This is a genomic window from Aldersonia sp. NBC_00410 (assembly GCF_026342035.1).
GTDB lineage: Bacteria > Actinomycetota > Actinomycetes > Mycobacteriales > Mycobacteriaceae > Aldersonia.
This window is the reverse complement of sequence record NZ_JAPENM010000016.1, coordinates 24,203-42,173: the sequence shown is the minus strand read 5'-3', so window position 1 is coordinate 42,173 and position 17,971 is coordinate 24,203. Positions and strand designations below refer to the sequence as shown.

The following is a 17,971-nucleotide window of genomic DNA, read 5'->3' as shown; positions in this document are numbered from 1 at the left end:
GCTTCACGTTGCGCTCATGAGTGCTCGTGCCTGTTCTCTAGGTACTGCTCGACAGCTGAGGTATCCAGATATCCGGACACTCGTAATGCTCTGCCGAATGCTCGGCGCCGGTCTGCATTGCTCAGACAGCCGGCGGTGGGGTGCAGCCATGCACCCCGGCCCGGAAGCCTGTGCCGCGGATCCGGCACGACTACGTAGCCGTTCGGCCCGTTCTCTCGTGCAACCACCCGCAGCAGATCGGTGGTCAGCTCACGCTTCCGGCATCCGACACACGTCCGCACCGGAGAACCGGTACCAGCGCGCACGGATATCGAAGGCCCATGCTGAACCCTCGACCACTCTACCGCTGATTCCGCCGAACTCCGCATTCGGTCCTACAGTCGCCCGAGGCCGGGTCCGGCGGGTCGATCGGCCGTTCGTTCATCTTCGGGTGCCGTTGCTGCTGCATCACTGCGGATATCGATCCGCCAGCCGGTGAGACGGGCGGCGAGGCGCGCGTTCTGGCCTTCCTTGCCGATCGCGAGCGAAAGCTGGAAATCCGGCACGACCACACGCGCGGCACGCGCATCCGGATCGACGACTGTGACAGAAACAACTTTCGACGGCGACAGTGCATTCCCGACGAACCTCGCCGGGTCGTCGTCGTAGTCGATGATGTCGATCTTCTCGCCGGCGAGCTCGCTCATCACGTTGCGCACTCGCTGCCCCATCGGGCCGATGCACGCGCCCTTCGCGTTGAGTCCCGCCACATTGGAGCGCACCGCGATCTTCGAGCGGTGCCCGGACTCGCGCGCCACCGCGACAATGTCCACGGAGGCGTCCGCGATCTCGGGTACCTCGAGCGCGAAGAGTTTGCGAACGAGGTTCGGGTGCGTCCGCGACAGCGTGATCTGCGGGCCGCGCTGGCCGCGGGACACGCCGACCACGTAGCACTTGATCCGGTCGCCGTGCTCGTAGGACTCGCCCGGCACCTGCTCTGCGGGCGGGATCAGCCCGTCGGCGCCGTTCGCGTCGCTGCCGATGTGGACGACGACAGTACCGCGCGCGTTGAGGCGGCTGTCGCGCTGAATGACACCGCCGACGATCTCGCCCTCGTGCGTGGCGAACTCACCGAAGGTCTTCTCGTGTTCGGCGTCGCGCAGACGTTGCAGGATGACCTGCCGGGCGGTGGTGGCCGCGATCCGGCCGAATCCCTCTGGTGTGTCGTCCCACTCCGAGATCAGGTTCCCGTCGAGATCGGTTTCGTAGGCCATCACCCGGACGACGCCGGACTTGCGGTCCACGTCGATCCGAGCATTGGGCTGATGGCCCTCGGTATGCCGATACGCGGTGAGCAGGGCCGACTGGATCGTCGCGATCACCGTCTCGATCGAGATCCCCTTCTCGGCCTCGATTGCCCGCAGCGCGCCGATGTCGATGTTCATTCCTCGGTCCCTTCCTGCTCAATCGCTACCGGCGCTGCACCCGGCGCGGGGCGCCCCTGCGCCACGCCACCTGTCAATTCGAGTTCGCGGGCGTTCGGCCGCGAGAATTCGACCTGCACCACGGCGCGGACCACGTCGTCGAGCTGTACTGCCCGGACGGTGGGGCCGGACTTGCCGCGCACCACAATGTCGACCGATCCCGCATCGAGTCGTCCGATGCGGCCTTCGATGGTCTCGGTCGCGGTCGCGACCTCCACCTTGCGTCCCCGCGCCCGACGCCAATGCCGCTCGAGCTCGAGCGGACGATCGGTCCCGGGCGTGGTGACTTCCAGCGTGTAGGGCAGTGTGCCGAATTCGTCGACCTCGTCGAGTTTCGCAGACACCTCGTTGCTCAGGGTGGCGATTTGGTCGAGCGAAACACCGTTCTCACCGTCCACCAGGACCCGCACGGTGCTGAGCTTTCCCGCCCGGCTGATCTGCACGCCCTCCAGATCGAGCCCGCGTTGCTCGATCAGGTCGACGACGAGGTCGGCCACCGTTTCCTCGGACGGGATCGGCATCTGGAGGCTCCTGGTTCAATTGTCGGTCGAACAGTTGTCGGGTGCAGACCGTGTGCACAGCGGTCATCGAGCGCAGTGTGCGCAGCGGGTAATAAGCGTAACCCGCAACCGAGCCGCCGTATCCCAGCCTCACCGGATCCGCCCAGGTCGCGTGGCACCATGTAGCCGTGCTCACAGCCACTCACGCCATCCGGATCTCCCGCCGATCGTCGTTGCGGCTGCTGACCGGTGCTGTTGCGATCGCTGTGGTCGGCGGCGCGACGGCATGCGCCGCCAACGACAGCGGCGACGACGCACCCGAGGTCGATCCGCTCATCGCCGCGGCGGACCGTGCCCGCGCGGACGCCGCGGCCGCGATCGCCGCCATCGCCATCGCGCCCGAGCGCGGCCCGGCCCTGCAGACCGTCGCCGACGAACGCACGGCGCACGCCACCGCCTTGCAGGACGAAATCACCCGGGCAGCCGGGCATTACGAGGACGGCTCGACGCCGAGCACAACGGCTTCGGCGACGTCGACCGGTACGCCCGCGACACCGCCGCCGACGATCGACGAGCTGCGCGCGCGACTGATCCGCTCGCAGCAGGATGCCGCCGACCTGGCGCGCACCCAATCCGATTACCGCGCAGGGCTTCTCGGGTCGATCAGTGCGGCCTGCGCAACCTACGCCGGGATCGTGTTGGCATGAGCGAAGCGAATTCGATGCTCCCGCGTGACGTGAGTTCGATGCTGCCGCGCAAGCAGGATTCGATCGGGCCCGAACAGCAGGCTCTCATCGATGCACTGCGCGCCGAACACGCCGCGATCTTTGCCTATGGTTTGGTCGCGGCCTTCTCGAACCCGCAGCGGGCCGACCTGATTGCCACGAACAGCGCTGCGCACCGCGCGCGCCGGGACGCGACCATCGACGCACTGACCGCGGCGAGTATCGACCCGCCGGTGGCCGACTCCGGCTACACCGTGCCATTTCCGGTGGTCGACCCGATCACCGCCGCACAACTCGCGGCAACCGTGGAAAGCGACACCGCCGTCGCATGGCGCTCGGTGGTCGAGCGCGCCGCCGCCGAACACACCCGCCGCACCGGCGTGGACGCACTCACCGAATGCGCTGTCCGCCTCGCCACCTGGCGCACGATATTGGGAACGGCACCCGTTACGGTGCCGTTCCCGGGTCAACCCTGACCTATCGAAGCGCGCGACGTGTCATTCGCGAATGGCGCGCCCCGTCCGGGCCGGCATGAACACCGAGGCCAGCACGGCGATCCCGACCGAGATCGCGCCGACGATCAGTGCCGGGCGAAGCCCCTCGGCGTAACCGGTGGGGGTGAGTGCGCCGCCCGCCGCAAGGAACACGGCGGTGAGCACCGCGATTCCGATGGCGATGCCCATCTCCCGCATCGTCGCGTTGATCGAGCTCGCCGTCGCATGATCGTCTTCGGCCATGTCGGCGAGCACGGCCGATGCACTCGGGGCGAAGGTCAATCCCATGCCGACGCCGGCCATGACGAACGCCGGAACCACTTCCGAGTAGGCCATCCCCGGCACCACGATCGCCGCCATCCAGGCCAGTGATGCCGCCTGCAGCAACAGGCCGACGGTCAGCAGCGGCCGAACGCCGACGCGCGCCACCAGCACTCCGGCGATCGGGGCGACGACCATCGGTGCCGCGGTCCATGGCAGCGTCCGCACGCCGGCCTGCAGCGGCGTGTAGCCCATGACGATTTGCAGGTATTGCGAGAGCAGGAACACCGCGCCCATCATGCCGATCGAAAAGCCCAGGGCCGCAACATTGGCCACCGAGAAGCTGCGCGACCGGAACAGGCGCAACGGCACCACCGGGAATCGGACCCGGCTCTCCCGCACCACGAACGCGACGAGCAGAACGGCTGCGGCCGCGAGCGTGCCGAGCACAGTGAACGATGTCCAGCCGTCGTCGTTGCCGTGCACGACCGCCCACACCGCGGCAAACACCGATCCGCCGACGAGCAACACTCCGGGCACGTCCAATGGCACTCTGCGACCGAACGATTCATCGAGCGCCCAGAGGACGAGCGGAATCGCGACCAGCGCGACGGGGACGTTGAGCCAGAAGATCGCCTGCCAGGAGATACCGTCGACGACTGCACCACCGATTACCGGACCGAGCGCGACGCCGAGTCCGGACACCCCACCCCAGACACCGATCGCCATGGCCCGCTTGCTCGCGGGCACGGCCGCCGCCAGCAGGGTCAGCGACAGCGGCATGATCGCGGCCGCACCAAGCCCTTGTAACGCGCGTGCGCCGATCAGCACCTCCGGCGTGCGCGACAGTGCCGAGATGATCGACGCGAGGGTGAATATCGTGATCCCGGCGAGAAACACCCGGCGCCGGCCGAGCCGGTCACCGAGCGTCGCGGCAGGCAGCATCAGCGTCGCGAAGCACAGCGTGTACGCGTTCACGAACCACTGCAGATCACCCACGCCGGCGTGCAGGTCGGTGCTGATCACCGGCAAAGCGCTGGTCATGACCAGGTTGTCGAGCGTCGCCATGAACATCGGCAGCGACGCTGCCAGCAACGCGATTCCGAGCGGTACTACCCGAGTGCGGGTTCCGACGGCCGGACTGACCTCGTCCGGGGTCGAAAGGTCGGTTGTGATCGTCATGGCACCTCCCTTGTAAGCATCGAATGATTACTTATTCCGAGGTTAGTAATCGACTGATAACATGTCAACCATGTCGTCCCCCGAATCGAAAACTCCCGAGGAACCCCGGACCCGAATGAACGCGGCCGACCGCCGCGAGCAGATCCTCGGCGCCGCGTCACGTGCCTTCGCGCAGGGGGGATACGCGGGGACGAGTACCGATGCGGTGGCGCGCGAGGCCGGGGTTTCGCAGCCCTATGTGGTTCGTATGTTCGGCACGAAGGCGGGATTGTTCAGCGAGGTGTTCGCGCGGGCGATCAACGCGATCATCGCCACCTTCGAGGCCGAACTCGACAAGATCGACCGCGACCCGGACGCACCGACGGTCCAGGAACAGGAATATTGGGAACGGCTCGGTCGGGCCTACGGCGAACTGGTCAGCGACCGGGACCTGCTGCTGGTGATGATGCACGGCTTCACCGCCGCGTCCACGCCCGAGATCGGCGAACGGGCGCGGGCGGGAATGTCGGCGATCTACCAGACGCTCCGGCAACGCACCGGATGTACGCCGGACCAAGCCCGCAGTTTCGTCGCAGACGGCATGCTGCTCAACACCCTGCTAGCCATGCAGGCACCAGAACACGCGCACGAGGACCCCGCGCTGATGGAGATGTCGTACTGCGCCTTTGGCGACCTGCTGCCCGCGTTCGGCCAAGCGTCAGTCGCTGACTAGCGCGATCGCGAACCCGTCCCAGTTCTTGGCGCCCACGGTCTGCAATGCAGTCGCGTCGAGGCGCGGATGGCTCGCCATCAACTCCAGTGCCGCGCGCGTGCCGCGGATCGCAGGCTCGTCGCTCGCCGCGTCGAGCACCCCGCCGTGGCGTACGACGTTGTCCAGGACGATGAGCGCACCCGGCCGCGCACGGTCGATCGCCGCCGTCACATAGTTGGCGTTGTTCTCCTTGTCCGCGTCGATGAACACCAGGTCGAACGGCCCCTCGACCTGCGGCAGCGAGTCCAGCGCAGCCCCGACTCGGATGTCCACCCGATCGCCAACACCGGCCCGGTCGAGGTTGGTGCGCGCCACCTCGGCGTGTGCAGGCTCGTACTCGAGCGTCACGACCGTGCCGTCCGGCCCGACCGCCCGGGCCAGATTGATCGTGCTGTATCCGCCGAGCGTGCCGATCTCGAGGACTCGTCGCGCGCCGATGGACCGCGCGAGCAGGTACAGGAATTTGCCCTGCGTCGGCGACACATCGATCGCCGGGAGACCCGCCGCGGCATTGTGTTCCAGCGCGTCCGTCAACGCCGCGTCGGCACCGACAAAGGTTTGTTCGAGGTAGCGATCCACATCGGCGTAGTTCGGTGCTTCCATACCGAGATCTTGTACCTGGCCGGATCTCGTCGGACCTTCGGGTCCGACGAATCACCGACGGTCAGGTGCGCACTCGGCCGAGTACGGTCGCGATCGCGTCTGCCGCGGCCACCTCGTCGCTCGCGCCGGTGAACCGGTTGCGCACCTCGACCTTGCCCTCGGCCCAGCCGCGCCCGACCACCACGATCAGTGGCACGCCGATGAGCTCCGCGTCCTTGAACTTCACTCCCGGTGAGGACTTGCGGTCGTCGAGAACGACTTCCAAACCGGCCGCGTCGAGATCGGCGGCCAGTTGCTCGGCCCCCGCACGGGCGCCTTCGTCCTTGTTGGCGATCACCACGTACACGTCGAACGGGGTGATTTCGGCGGGCCATCGTAGGCCTTTGTCGTCGTGCTGCTGCTCGGCGACGACCGCGACCAACCGCGAGACACCGACACCGTAGGACCCCATCGTCAACCGCACCGGCTTGCCGTTCTCACCGAGCACGTCCACCTCGAACGCGTCGGTGTACTTGCGACCGAGCTGGAAGATGTGCCCGATCTCGATGCCGCGCGCGGCGACGAGCGTCCCCTGCCCGTCCGGCGACGGATCGCCGTCGCGCACCTCGGCGGCCTCGATGGTGCCGTCCGGTGTGAAATCGCGACCAGCCACGAGATCGACCACGTGCCTGCCGTTTTCGTCCGCACCGGTGATCCACCGCGTACCGGCCACCACGCGAGGGTCGACGAGAAATCGGACACCGTTGTCCTGCAACGCCTTCGGGCCGATATATCCCTTGACCAGGAACGGGTTGGCGGCGAAGTCGGCTTCGGTGAGCAGCTCGAATTCGGCCGGCTCGAGCGATGCACCGAGCCGCTTTTCGTCCACCTCGCGATCCCCCGGCACGCCGATACCGAGCAACTCGGTCTTTCCATCCGGGTGATGCAGCTTGATCAGAACGTTCTTCAGCGTGTCCGCGGCCGTGACCGAACGGTCGAGCGTCGCGTTGGCCCACTCGACCAGCGTCGCGATGGTCGGTGTGCCCGGGGTGTCGTGCACGACCGCGGCGGGGGCGTCGTCGAACGGAATCGGCGCGGGCGCGGGCGTGACGACCGCCTCGACGTTCGCCGCGTAGCCCGACTCGAGGCAGCGCACGTAGGTGTCCTCACCGACCTCGCTGTCGGCGAGAAATTCCTCGGACGCGCTGCCGCCCATGGCGCCGGACGTGGCCGCGACGATCACGTACTTCAGGCCGAGCCGCGCGAAGATCCGCTGGTACGCGTCGCGGTGCGCGGCATAGGAGGCGGCGAGCCCGTCGTCGTCGAGATCGAACGAGTACGAGTCCTTCATCACGAACTCGCGCCCGCGCAGAATTCCTGCGCGCGGCCGCTCCTCATCGCGGTACTTCGTCTCGATCTGGTACAGCGTGACCGGCAGATCCTTGTAGGAGGAGTACTCCCCCTTCACTGTCAGCGCGAACAGCTCCTCGTGCGTCGGCCCGAGCAGGTAGTCGGCACCCTTGCGGTCCTGGAGCCGGAACAGCGCGTCGCCGTACTCGGTCCACCGGTTGGTTCGCTCGTAGGGCTCGCGCGGCAGCAGTGCGGGCAGCGAGATCTCCTGCGCGCCCATCGCGTCCATCTCCTCACGCACCACTCGCTCCACCTGTCGCAGCACCCGCAGGCCGAGCGGCAGCCAGGTGTAGATGCCCGGCGCGACGCGGCGCACATACCCGGCGCGCACGAGCAACTTGTGGCTCGGCACCTCGGCGTCGGCCGGGTCGTCGCGGAGGGTGCGCAGGAACAGCTGAGACAGGCGGGTGATCACGGGACTGAAGCCTAATGCGTGCCACCTGTCGTTCCCCCGCTCACCCGTCCCGCACCCCCGCATCGACTGAACGGAACCGTTCGGTCGATCTGATCGACTGAACGGTTCCGTTCAGTCGATGAATCGGGGACCCGAGCACTCCATTCACCCGTCGCAACGCTGGTGTGTCGAGACCGATAAAGTCCCCTGGTGCTCGTGCTGCTGCCACCTTCCGAGACCAAGTCCGACGGCGGGCGTGGCGCTCCGCTCGACCTGGGCGAACTGGCCATGCCGAAACTCACCGAGACGCGCGAGATGCTGGTGAATGCACTCGTCGAGCTCGCGGCCGACGAAGAGGCCTCCGCTACCGCACTCGGCTTGGGCGCCGGGCAGTTCCACGAGATCGAACGCAACGCCACGCTCTGGACCGCGCCGACGACGCCGGCGCTGGCCCGCTATACCGGCGTGCTCTACGACGCGCTCGATGCCAAGGCGTTCACCCGGGTGCAGCGCGCGAAGGCCTATGCCCGGCTCGGTATCGGGTCGGCGCTGTTCGGCGCCCTCCGCGCCGGCGACCCGATCCCGGCCTACCGACTTTCGGGCGGCTCGAAGCTGCCCGGGTTCGGCACACTGGCCGCGGTCTGGCGGACGGACCTGCCCGCTGCGCTCGAAGCCGAGGCCGACGGCGGGCTCGTCGTCGATCTGCGGTCGGGGGTGTATCAGCAACTCGGAAAGGTGCCCGAGGCCGTCATCGCGACCGTGCTCACCGAAGCCGAGGACGGCTCGCGCAGCGTGGTCAGCCATTTCAACAAGCACCACAAAGGACTACTCGCCCGCGCGCTCGTGGTGACCCGCGCCGAGCCGCACGATATCGACGGCGTTGCCCGGGTGGCGTCGAAGGCAGGTCTGCGGGTCGAACTCGCCGCGGATCACGAGCTGGTCATTCTGACCTGAGGCAGTACGCCCTCAGCGGTCCTGCGCCGCCTCCTGCGCGGCCTGGGCCTGCGCGACCTCCTGGCTGGTGAACCGGATGAACAGCGCAATGAACCCTGCGGCCAGAACACACACCGCGGCGCCGACGAGCGCGAAGGTGTATCCCTCGCCGAGCGCGGCGAGCTGGGCGGCATCCATGTCCGACACCGCGCCATCGGTGCCACCGAGCGAGAGTGTGCGCGACGTCGCCAGCGCCCCGACGACGGCGAGCGCGAGCGGTCCGCTCAACGTCTGCGCGACCTGGGTGATCGCGGTCAACGGACCGATCTCGGTCTCGGGCACGCCGGCTACCGCGCACAGCGGCAGCGGCACGACCGCGACGCCGACACCGAACCCGATGCCGATGATCGGTATGAAGAGGTTGCCGAAGTACGTGGCCGTGCCGTCCAGAGTCGACCCGTACAGCAGGCCGCACACCATGATCACCGCACCGATCAGCACGAGCCAGCGCGGCGCGATCCGCATGACCAACTTCGAGGCGACCGCGGATCCCACCCCGAGACCGACTGCGAACGGTATGAATGCGAGACCCGCGCGCAGCGGGGTATAGCCGAGGATGTCCTGGACGAACAGCGCAACGTAGACGGTCGTGCAGAACAGCGCCGCGCCGGAGAAGCCGATCGCGCCGAATGTCGCCACCCGATCCCGGTTGCGGAACAGGGAGAACGGCAGCAGCGGGTTGCGGGCGGTTCGTTCGACGACCAGGAAGGCGGCGAGCAGCGCGAAGCCGGCGGACAGGGAAGCGATCACGGCCGTCGACCCCCAGCCCAATTCCGGGCCTTCGCTGACACCGAACACGATTGCGGTACAGCCGAGCGTGGCCAGCGCCGCGCCGGACGCGTCGAGCGTGAGGCGACGGCTCGCAGTCTCCTGCAGTGCTCCGACGGCCAGACCGATGATCACTATGCCGATCGGGACGTTGATCAGGAAGATCCAGCGCCACGACACCTGGGTGAGCGCACCGCCGACGATGAGTCCGGTGATCGACCCGACGCCGGTCATCGCCGCATAGATCGCGATCGCCTGGTTGCGCACCGGGCCGGGCGCAAATGTGGTCGCCACCAGCGCCAACGCGGTGGGCGAGGCGATCGCCGCGCCGGTGCCTTGCACCGCCCGCGCCGCCACCAACGTCGCTTCGTTGACGGCGAGTCCGCACATCAGCGACGCCAGCGTGAACAGGCCGACCCCGATGATGAAGACCCGCTTTCGGCCGAACGCGTCGCCGATCCGACCGCCGAGCAGCATCAGCCCGCCGAACGTCAACGCATACGACACCACCACCCAGTTGCGGCCGGCATCGCTGAGCCCGAGATCGCTTTGCAGCGGCGCAAGCGCAAGGTTGGCTACGGTGCCGTCGAGCACCACCATGAGCTGTAGGCCACCGAGGACGACGATGGCCAGGCCCAACGCACTCTTGGTGACCGGGTACTGATTTGTCACCCTGTCGGTCATGGGCGCCAACCTACCGGGGCTTCGCGGCGAACCCGGCGACCGGTCCGATCACGACGATCGCGGGCGGGCGGATGTGTTCGGACCGGACCCGCGCGGCGACCGTGCTCAGATCGGCGCGCACGATGCGCTCGGTGCGCAGGGTGCCTTCCTGAATCACGGTGGCGGGGGTGTCGGCCGGCCGGCCACCGACCATCAGCGCCGCGGCGAACTGTTCGATCCGTTCCACCGCCATCAACAACACGATGGTGCCGCGCAGCCGGGCGAGCGCGTTCCAGTCCACCAGCGACTCGGGATGGCCGGGTGGCAAATGTCCGCTGACCACGACGAACTCGTGGGTGACCCCGCGATGGGTGACCGGGATGCCCGCACTCGACGGCACCGAGATGGCGCTCGTGATGCCCGGGACGACGGTGACCGGCACTCCGGCGGCGACGCACGCTTCGAGCTCTTCGTAGCCGCGGCCGAAGACGTAGGGATCGCCGCCCTTGAGCCGGACGACGAACTTGCCGGCTTTCGCCCCGTCGACCAGCGCGGCGTTGATCGCGTCCTGTGCCATCGCGCGCCCGTACGGGATCTTGGCCGCGTCGATCACCTCGACGTGCGGCGGCAGCTCGGCGAGAAGTTCGGGGGGCGCGAGCCGGTCTGCGACGACGAGATCGGCGCGCGCGAGAAGGCGACGCCCACGGACCGTGATGAGATCGGGATCGCCCGGTCCGCCGCCGACGAGCGCGACTCCGGGCTCGACCGGCGCGGAGGTGTCGGCGACGACACCGGACTGCAGCGCTTCGACGAGCGCGGTCCGCACTGCGGCCGAGCGTCGGTGTTCGCCACCGGCGAGGACCCCGAGCATCAAACCGTCGAAGCGGGCGGTGGCGGGTGTGACGGCGGTGCCGAGCCGGGCGTGGTCGGCGCGCACACAGAAGATTCGGTTCCGCTCGGCTTCGGCGACGACGGCGGCGTTGGTGTCCGGGTCATCGGTGCACGCGATTGCGTACCAGGCTTGCGCAAGGTCGCCGTCGCGGTAGTCGCGCAGCTCGACCCGTATCTGACCGGCTGTGGCCATACCCTCCACCGCGGGGGTCAACTCGGGGCTGATCACCACGATGTCGGCGCCGGAGCCGATCAGCAGCCCGAGGCGACGCTGCGCGACCGAGCCCCCACCGACCACGACGACGCGACGCCCGGCGAGGTCGAGACCAACCAGGTAGCTCGTCTCGTCTGCCGGTTGCCGATCGTGCGTTTTCACGGACCGGAACCTTACGCGAGTGCCGAGGTCCGGTCCTCTGGCCGATCCGAGTTCGGCGACCGCGACGGTGACTCCGCCGACGATGCGTTTCGGCACGACCAGACGCCCACCCCGCCCGGCGAGTACCGCAGCTGCCTCCGCGACGCTCGGCGTGCCGATCGCCGCGGCCGTGCGAGCGGAGGGCGCCACCCCCGGCACGTCGGCCAGTTCGCCGGCTGGGAAGGACACAATCGGCACATCGAGATCCGCCGCGGCGGCGATCAAGCCGGACTCGTCGCCCCTGCTGTCCACGGTGGCCAGACAGCGCAGCGTGCCCCGGTCGACGGTTGCGCCGAGCGCGGCAGCAACCGCGGCCCGGATCGTGGCGGCGTCGGCGCCCCGCCGCATGCCGACACCGACGACGTAGTCAGCCACCGGTTGCCGCGAACCTTTGCGCCGCGCGCACGAACCGGCCGATCGCGGCCGGATTGCCTGCGGGATGGGTGTGCAGGTAGGAGGCATGCACCGGGCCGTGCACGAATCCCTCGCGGGTGGAGTTACCGCCCCACGCGCGCCATCCCCATGCCTGCGCTTCGGCACCGATGTCGCCGACGAGCCGCGTGCGGTGGAATTCGTGACCGGTCACCCGCTCCCCCGCGCTCCACAGCGGCGAATCGGTCAGCGCGACGGCCTCGCGGTAGCCGAGCGTGAGGGTGCGCCCGAATTCGGCGGCGACGTCGAGCACACCGGCCATGGGGTGACCGTCGAGCGTGCGGGCGAGATAGAGCAGCCCCGCGCATTCCGCGTGCACCGGCATGCCTGCCGCCACGCGCTGCGCCAGCGCCGTGCGCAGGCTGCTGTTGGCGGACAGCGCGCCGGCGTGCTCCTCGGGGAACCCGCCGGGCAGAACCAGCGCCGCGGCATTCTCGGGCAGCGGGTCGCACAGCGGATCGAATACCGCGACGTCGGCGCCGGCCGCGTCGAGCAGTTCCCGATGCTCGGCGTAGCCGAACGTGAACGCCGGGCCACCGGCCAGCGCGACAGACACTCGCGACCCCGTGGGCGGTTCACCCAGTTCCGCCGCGGGATCCCACGCCGGCGCCGCCGCCGTTGACCTGGCCGCGTCCACCACCGCGGCGAGGTCGACACTCTCGGCGACCAGCACCGTCATCGCGTCCACGGCCGCCACTGCGGCACGACCGTGCTCGACCGCGGGAATCAGCCCGAGATGGCGTGAGGGCACGGCGAGTTCGTCGAGCCGGGCGACGACCCCGAGGACCGGCAGACCGACCCGGGCGCACGCGGCGCGCAGCACCTCGGCGTGCCGGTCGCTGCCAACCCGGTTGAGGATGACCCCGCCGATCCGGACGGCCGGGTCGTAGGTGGCGAAACCGTGCAGCAGCGCCGCAAGGCTCTGGCTGTGCCCGCGCGCGTCGACGACCAGGATCACCGGCGCGCCGAGCAGCGCGGCCACCTGCGCCGTCGACCCCTCCGCCGATGGGTCCGTGTCGCTGCCGCCGATCTTGCCGTCGAACAGGCCCATCACGCCTTCGACGACCGCGATGTCACATCCCGCGCTGCCGTGCGCGTAGAGCGCCCGGATCCGGTCGTGGCCGACAAGCACCGTGTCGAGGTTGCGCCCGGGCCGCTCGGCCGCGAGCGCGTGGTAGCCGGGGTCGATGTAGTCCGGACCGACTTTGAACGGCGCGACTCGGTGTCCGGCGGCGCGCAGGGCGCCGATGAGTCCGGTGGCGACGGTCGTCTTGCCGCTTCCCGAGGCGGGTGCGGCGATCACGACGGCGGGGACACTCATCGCGCGACGCTCACCATTCGACGCCCCGCTGGCCTTTGCGTCCGGCATCCATCGGGTGCTTGACCTTGGTCATCTCGGTGACCAGGTCCGCGGCATCGATGAGTGCCTTCGGGGCGTCGCGGCCGGTGATCACGACATGCTGGTTGCCGGGCCGGTCGGTCAGCACGCGCACGACCTCGTCGACGTCCACCCAACCCCACTTCAGCGGGTAGGTGAATTCGTCGAGCACGTAGAAGCGGTGGGTTTGCGCAGCCAGCCGCCGCGCGATCTCTCGCCAGCCCTCCGCGGCCGCGGCGGCGTGGTCATCCTCGCTGCCCTGTTTACGGGTCCACGACCAGCCCTCGCCCATCTTGTGCCACTGCACCGCGGCGCCCTCTCCGGTGCGGTCGTGTACCTCGCCGAGCGCGCGGAACGCAGCCTCCTCGCCGACCTTCCATTTCGCGCTCTTCACGAACTGGAACACCCCGACGTCGAAGCCCTGGTTCCATGCGCGCAATGCCATCCCGAACGCGGCGGTCGATTTGCCCTTACCCGGGCCGGTATGCACGGCGAGGATCGGCAGATTTCGGCGCTGACGCGTCGTAAGCCCGTCTGCCGGAATGGATTCGGGCAGCGGAACACCTTTCGGCATGGGTGCGTGGTCCTTTCGTCGACCGCGGGGAACAGTACTGTCAGGCCGCGCGGCCGGAGCGGCGCCGGTGATCGCCGAGGCGAACGGCCCCGGACACCGCATCGGCGGTGATCTCGTCGAGTCGCAGGCAGATCCCGCCGAGATTCCGCGCAAACTCGGCGGCGAGCCCGAGCCGGACCATGCCGCGTTCGCAGTCCACCACGACCGATGTCGCCCCGGTCCCCGCGAGCAGTGCCGCCGCCGTGCGCGCGCGCCCGATCGGATCGGTGCCACCGGTGGCGCGGCCGTCGGTGAGCAGCACCATCATGGCGCGCCGCTGCGGGTCGCGGACCTGCTCGCGGAGCACGACTTCACGGGCGCGCAGCAGTCCCTGGGCCAACGGTGTCTTGCCACCGGTGCGCAGTCCGCTCAGCCGGCGAACCGCGATGTCGACCGACGAGGTCGGCGGCAGCACCAGCTCGGCCTCGGAACCGCGCAGCGTGATCACCGCGACCTTGTCCCGGCGCTGATACGCGTCGCGTAGCAGTGCGACGACTGCCCCGGTCACCGCGGCGAGCCGGTCCCGCGCGGCCATCGACCCGGAGGCATCGACCACGAAGACGACCAGGTTGGCCTCCCGACCCTCCCGCTCGGCACCGCGAACATCGCCGGGCGCCAGCAGGATCCGTCCGTCGGTGCGACCGCGCGACCGCTGATGCCTGGCCGCGGCGTACAGCGTGCCGATCAGGTGCAGGCCCTTGCCGGGCTGTTCGGTGGCACGCGTGGCGCGGCCGTGCCGTGCCTGCGAGCGGGAGCGCCGTCCCGGCGCGCCCTGCCCCACTCCGGGGATCTCCAGCTTGCGCACCGCGCCGGTCGTGCGTGGCGGTGCGGACGGGCGCCCCGGCGCCACACCGCCGCCGGGCCCGCCGTCACCGGGATCGTCGGGGCCTTCGGGATCACCCGATGCACTTTCGGGTTGCGGGGGCTGCGTGTCGTCGTTGCCGTACGGCGGTTCGGCTTCCGGTTCGGCTTGATCATCGAGATGCTGCTGAGCGTCGCGCATCGCGTCGTCGAGCTGTCCCGGGTCGATGCCGGGCTCGTCGAACGGGTCGCGGCGACGCCGATGCGGCAACGCCAGCTCGGCGGCCACCCGGATGTCGTCCTCGGTGACCGTGTCCGCGCCGCGCCAGGCAGCATGCGCGGTCGCGGTTCGTGCGACGACGAGGTCGGCCCGCATGCCGTCCACGTCGAAGGACGCACACAGGGCGGCGATCCGCCGCAATTCGTCGTCGTCGAGGGTCACCGCGTCCACGGCGGCGCGGGCGGTAAGGATTCGTGCCGCCACCGCGGCGTCCGCATCGGCCCACTGCGCAGCGAACGCGGCCGGATCGTGCTCGAAGTCGAGCCGGCGGCGGACTACCTCCATGCGCACGTCCACATCCCGCGAGGCGGTCACGTCGACCGTGAGCCCGAACCGGTCGAGCAGCTGGGGACGCAACTCGCCTTCCTCGGGGTTCATCGTGCCGACGAGCACGAACCGGGACGGGTGCGAATGCGAGACCCCGTCGCGCTCGATGTGCACGCGGCCCATCGCGGCCGCATCGAGCAGCACGTCGACGAGGTGGTCGTGCAGCAGATTGACCTCGTCGACGTAGAGCACGCCGTGATGGGCTGCGGCGAGAAGTCCGGGCTGGAACGCGGTCTCCCCCTCGCGCAGCACCTTCTCCAGGTTCAACGACCCGATGACGCGGTCCTCGGTCGCGCCGACCGGCAATTCCACGAGCCGGGCGCGGCGCTGTCCACCGGCAATCGGCGGCAGCAGTGCCGCGAGCGCCCGGACGACCGTCGACTTCGCTGTGCCCTTCTCGCCGCGCACGAGCACGCCGCCGATGCCGGGGTGCACGGCGCACAGGACCAGCGCAAGGCGCAACCGGTCTTGCCCGACAACCGCGCTGAACGGGAATCCCACATCGCTGTCGGCAACGGGACGGTCGGCTGAAGTCACACGGCAACTCTAGGTGTACCGCTCGGGCCGGCCGGGGCCAGGCGCGTGCTGGGTCAGTTGCCGCCGCGTTGCATCGGCACGTGTGGAATCCCGTCGAGCGGGAACTCGGGGCCGACGGACTTGAAGCCGTGCTTGGCGTACATGTCCACCAAGTAGGTCTGCGCGTTGATCACGCACGGATCGGACCCGACCTCGGCGAGCGCCGCCTGCAGCAGCCGGGTGGTGTGCCCTTCGCCGCGCACGTCCGTGCGGGCGCACAGCCGGCCGATCCGAAAGGTCTTGCCGTCCTGATGTTCCTCGAGCAGCCGGATCGTCGCGATGACCTCACCATCGGATTCCAGCCAGAAGTGTCGGGTCTCCGGTTCGAGGTCACGTCCGTCCAATTCCGGGTACGGGCACTTCTGCTCGACAACGAACACCTCGACGCGAAGCTTGAGCAATTCGTAGAGCGTGCTCGTGCTCAGGTCGTAGGACCAGGACCGGTGGAGGGTAGCCGCCATGGGGCTTTGACTATCACACCGAAGCGGCGCGTGCGAGCCGGCTCGACTGATCCGCCCCGGGAACATCGTCTTTGCGCAGCTGGAGTGCCCGCGACGTCCAGTCCCAGACCTCGTCGAACAGCTTCGTGTTTTCGGCAAGTTCGACGCCGAGCGACGGCACCATTTCCTTGAGCTTGGGCTCCCAGCCCGGGTACTCGCGACCGAAGCACTTCTGCAGCACGTCGATCATCGCGGGGACCGCGGTGGACGCGCCGGGCGAGGCACCGAGCAGGCCGGCCATGCTGCCGTCCTCCGCGGTGATCACGGCGGTGCCGAATTCGAGTACGCCGCCGACGCCCTTGCGCCGGATAACCTGTACGCGCTGACCGGCCGTGATCAGCTCCCAGTCCTTCGCCGCCGCCTTGGGCACGAACTCCGCGAGGGTGTCCACCCGGTCGGCCTGCGACTGCAGCAGCTCGCCGACCAGGTATTTGGTGAGGCCGAGTTCGGTGACGCCGACGCCGAGCAGCGAGCCGAGGTTGTTCGGCTTCACCGACTTGGGCAGATCGGTCAGCTTGCCTTCCTTGAGGAACTTCGGCGTCCAGCCCGCGTACGGGCCGAACAGCAGGCCCGGGCGTCCGTCGATCACTCGGGTGTCGAGGTGCGGTACCGACATCGGCGGCGCGCCGACGGGGGCTTTGCCGTAGACCTTGGCGTGGTGCGCCTCGATGAGGTCGCGGTTGGTGCTGCGCAGGAACTGGCCGCTGACCGGGAAGCCGCCGAACCCCTTGGCTTCCTTGATGCCCGCCTTCTGCAGCAGTGGCAGCGCCCCGCCGCCTGCGCCGACAAAGACGAACCGGGCGGTCACGGTGCGCGTGCGCAGAGTGCGGTTGTTGCGGACCTTGACCTTCCAGCGCCCATCGGACTGCTTGCTGATGTTGCGCACCTCGTACCCGAAGTGCACGGTGCCGCCGGAAGAGGAGAGGTTGTTGATGAATTGCTTGGTCAACGCGCCGAAGTCGATGTCGGTGCCGTCCTGGCTCCAGTTCAGCGCGACCGGGTCGGCGAAGTCGCGGCCCTTGGCCATCAGCGGCAGCCGACGCCCGAACTCGTCGGGATCGTCGATGAACTCCATACCGGCGAACAGCGGGTTGCCGGCCAGCGCGTCGTAGCGGGCCCGGAGGTAGCGCACGTTGTCCGCGCCGTGCACGAAGCTGACATGCGGGATCGGGTTGATGAAGTCCTTGGGGTCGTGCAGCACGCCGGTCTCGACCGCGTGCGCCCAGAACTGCCGCGACACCTGGAACTGCTCGTTCACCGTGACGGCCTTGGTGATGTCGACGGTGCCGTCCGGGCGTGCGGGGGTGTAGTTCAGTTCGCACAGCGCGGAGTGCCCGGTGCCCGCGTTGTTCCACGGGTCACTGCTCTCCGCGGCGGCGGCGTCGAGCCGTTCGAACAGCGTGATCGACCAATCCGGTTGCAACTGCTGCAACATGGTGCCGAGGGTGGCGCTCATGATGCCGGCGCCGATGAGAACGACGTCGGTTGCGCTGTCCGAATCCACGCTGTTCGAGTTCACTGCTGCATGCGACACGGTGAGTCGACTTCCTTGTCTGTGGGTGCGGGTACGTT

General features: G+C 68.9%; 17 protein-coding genes and 1 pseudogene. 4 read left to right on the top strand and 14 right to left on the bottom strand.

The features are described 5' to 3' along the window. Window positions 1-14: 14 nt before the first annotated feature. From OG921_RS25610 to rimP, 3 genes are all read right to left on the bottom strand, one after another. The gene (locus tag OG921_RS25610; protein ID WP_266115408.1) at window positions 15-311 is read right to left on the bottom strand and encodes a YlxR family protein; all 297 of its coding nucleotides are present in this window, start codon (window positions 309-311) and stop codon (window positions 15-17) included. 63 nt (window positions 312-374) lie between these two features. Then, window positions 375-1,424 carry a transcription termination factor NusA gene (gene nusA, locus OG921_RS25605; RefSeq protein WP_266115364.1) on the bottom strand — a complete coding sequence of 350 codons (1,050 nt, stop codon included), beginning with the start codon at window positions 1,422-1,424 and terminating at the stop codon, window positions 375-377. Continuing rightward, the gene (gene rimP / locus OG921_RS25600; protein ID WP_266115363.1) at window positions 1,421-1,984 is read right to left on the bottom strand and encodes a ribosome maturation factor RimP; all 564 of its coding nucleotides are present in this window, start codon (window positions 1,982-1,984) and stop codon (window positions 1,421-1,423) included. The genes nusA and rimP overlap by 4 nt, the downstream gene beginning before the upstream one ends. 167 nt (window positions 1,985-2,151) lie before the next feature. Between rimP and OG921_RS25595 the strand changes: the two genes are divergently transcribed. Next, window positions 2,152-2,670, top strand: a complete 519-nt coding sequence (locus OG921_RS25595; RefSeq protein ID WP_266115362.1) for a hypothetical protein — start codon at window positions 2,152-2,154, stop codon at window positions 2,668-2,670. A 38-nt stretch (window positions 2,671-2,708) separates the two neighbouring features. After that, a complete protein-coding gene (locus OG921_RS25590; protein WP_266115407.1) occupies window positions 2,709-3,164 on the top strand; it encodes a ferritin-like domain-containing protein in 456 nt (151 codons plus the stop codon). A 21-nt stretch (window positions 3,165-3,185) separates the two neighbouring features. On the opposite strand, the gene OG921_RS25585 is transcribed toward OG921_RS25590, so the two are convergent. Then, window positions 3,186-4,625 (bottom strand): MFS transporter, encoded by a 1,440-nt coding sequence (locus OG921_RS25585; RefSeq protein WP_266115361.1) that lies wholly within the window; start codon window positions 4,623-4,625, stop codon window positions 3,186-3,188. Window positions 4,626-4,695: 70 nt separating this feature from the next. Here OG921_RS25585 and OG921_RS25580 point away from each other — a divergent pair, with 70 nt between their 5' ends. Then, window positions 4,696-5,337 (top strand): TetR/AcrR family transcriptional regulator, encoded by a 642-nt coding sequence (locus OG921_RS25580; RefSeq protein WP_266115360.1) that lies wholly within the window; start codon window positions 4,696-4,698, stop codon window positions 5,335-5,337. Here the strand turns inward: OG921_RS25580 and OG921_RS25575 are convergent. Both OG921_RS25575 and OG921_RS25570 read right to left on the bottom strand, forming a co-directional pair. Next, window positions 5,323-5,979: an O-methyltransferase gene (locus tag OG921_RS25575; RefSeq protein ID WP_266115359.1), complete on the bottom strand. Its 657-nt coding sequence runs from the start codon at window positions 5,977-5,979 to the stop codon at window positions 5,323-5,325. The genes OG921_RS25580 and OG921_RS25575 overlap by 15 nt on opposite strands. A gap of 61 nt (window positions 5,980-6,040) precedes the next feature. Continuing rightward, window positions 6,041-7,783, bottom strand: a complete 1,743-nt coding sequence (locus tag OG921_RS25570) for a proline--tRNA ligase (protein WP_266115358.1) — start codon at window positions 7,781-7,783, stop codon at window positions 6,041-6,043. 189 nt (window positions 7,784-7,972) lie between these two features. Here OG921_RS25570 and yaaA point away from each other — a divergent pair, with 189 nt between their 5' ends. Beyond that, a complete protein-coding gene (gene yaaA / locus OG921_RS25565; protein ID WP_266115357.1) occupies window positions 7,973-8,716 on the top strand; it encodes a peroxide stress protein YaaA in 744 nt (247 codons plus the stop codon). Between the two features lie 12 nt (window positions 8,717-8,728). On the opposite strand, the gene OG921_RS25560 is transcribed toward yaaA, so the two are convergent. From OG921_RS25560 to mqo, 8 genes and pseudogenes are all read right to left on the bottom strand, one after another. Continuing rightward, window positions 8,729-10,207 carry an MFS transporter gene (locus tag OG921_RS25560; protein ID WP_266115356.1) on the bottom strand — a complete coding sequence of 493 codons (1,479 nt, stop codon included), beginning with the start codon at window positions 10,205-10,207 and terminating at the stop codon, window positions 8,729-8,731. Window positions 10,208-10,217: 10 nt separating this feature from the next. After that, window positions 10,218-11,453: a uroporphyrinogen-III C-methyltransferase gene (gene cobA / locus OG921_RS25555; RefSeq protein ID WP_266115406.1), complete on the bottom strand. Its 1,236-nt coding sequence runs from the start codon at window positions 11,451-11,453 to the stop codon at window positions 10,218-10,220. Window positions 11,454-11,519: 66 nt separating this feature from the next. Continuing rightward, window positions 11,520-11,954 (bottom strand): annotated as a pseudogene (locus OG921_RS25550) (cobalamin biosynthesis protein); the annotation flags it as partial. Beyond that, window positions 11,860-13,245 (bottom strand): cobyrinate a,c-diamide synthase, encoded by a 1,386-nt coding sequence (locus OG921_RS25545; protein WP_266115355.1) that lies wholly within the window; start codon window positions 13,243-13,245, stop codon window positions 11,860-11,862. The gene OG921_RS25545 and the pseudogene OG921_RS25550, both read right to left, overlap by 95 nt. A gap of 10 nt (window positions 13,246-13,255) precedes the next feature. After that, window positions 13,256-13,876 (bottom strand): cob(I)yrinic acid a,c-diamide adenosyltransferase, encoded by a 621-nt coding sequence (gene cobO, locus OG921_RS25540; protein ID WP_266115354.1) that lies wholly within the window; start codon window positions 13,874-13,876, stop codon window positions 13,256-13,258. A gap of 40 nt (window positions 13,877-13,916) precedes the next feature. Beyond that, a complete protein-coding gene (locus tag OG921_RS25535; RefSeq protein WP_266115353.1) occupies window positions 13,917-15,860 on the bottom strand; it encodes a magnesium chelatase subunit D family protein in 1,944 nt (647 codons plus the stop codon). Window positions 15,861-15,913: 53 nt separating this feature from the next. Next, window positions 15,914-16,360 (bottom strand): GNAT family N-acetyltransferase, encoded by a 447-nt coding sequence (locus OG921_RS25530; RefSeq protein ID WP_266115352.1) that lies wholly within the window; start codon window positions 16,358-16,360, stop codon window positions 15,914-15,916. Between the two features lie 13 nt (window positions 16,361-16,373). Continuing rightward, window positions 16,374-17,903 (bottom strand): malate dehydrogenase (quinone), encoded by a 1,530-nt coding sequence (gene mqo / locus OG921_RS25525; RefSeq protein ID WP_266115405.1) that lies wholly within the window; start codon window positions 17,901-17,903, stop codon window positions 16,374-16,376. Window positions 17,904-17,971 lie beyond the last annotated feature (68 nt).

Coding starts and splice junctions, on each gene's coding strand:
- nusA (WP_266115364.1), bottom strand. CDS start 1,424: ATGAACATCGACATCGGCGCGCTGCGGGCAATCGAGGCCGAGAAGGGG.
- rimP (WP_266115363.1), bottom strand. CDS start 1,984: ATGCCGATCCCGTCCGAGGAAACGGTGGCCGACCTCGTCGTCGACCTG.
- OG921_RS25590 (WP_266115407.1), top strand. CDS start 2,709: ATGCTGCCGCGCAAGCAGGATTCGATCGGGCCCGAACAGCAGGCTCTC.
- OG921_RS25585 (WP_266115361.1), bottom strand. CDS start 4,625: ATGACGATCACAACCGACCTTTCGACCCCGGACGAGGTCAGTCCGGCC.
- OG921_RS25580 (WP_266115360.1), top strand. CDS start 4,696: ATGTCGTCCCCCGAATCGAAAACTCCCGAGGAACCCCGGACCCGAATG.
- OG921_RS25575 (WP_266115359.1), bottom strand. CDS start 5,979: ATGGAAGCACCGAACTACGCCGATGTGGATCGCTACCTCGAACAAACC.
- OG921_RS25560 (WP_266115356.1), bottom strand. CDS start 10,207: ATGACCGACAGGGTGACAAATCAGTACCCGGTCACCAAGAGTGCGTTG.
- OG921_RS25545 (WP_266115355.1), bottom strand. CDS start 13,245: ATGAGTGTCCCCGCCGTCGTGATCGCCGCACCCGCCTCGGGAAGCGGC.
- cobO (WP_266115354.1), bottom strand. CDS start 13,876: ATGCCGAAAGGTGTTCCGCTGCCCGAATCCATTCCGGCAGACGGGCTT.
- OG921_RS25530 (WP_266115352.1), bottom strand. CDS start 16,360: ATGGCGGCTACCCTCCACCGGTCCTGGTCCTACGACCTGAGCACGAGC.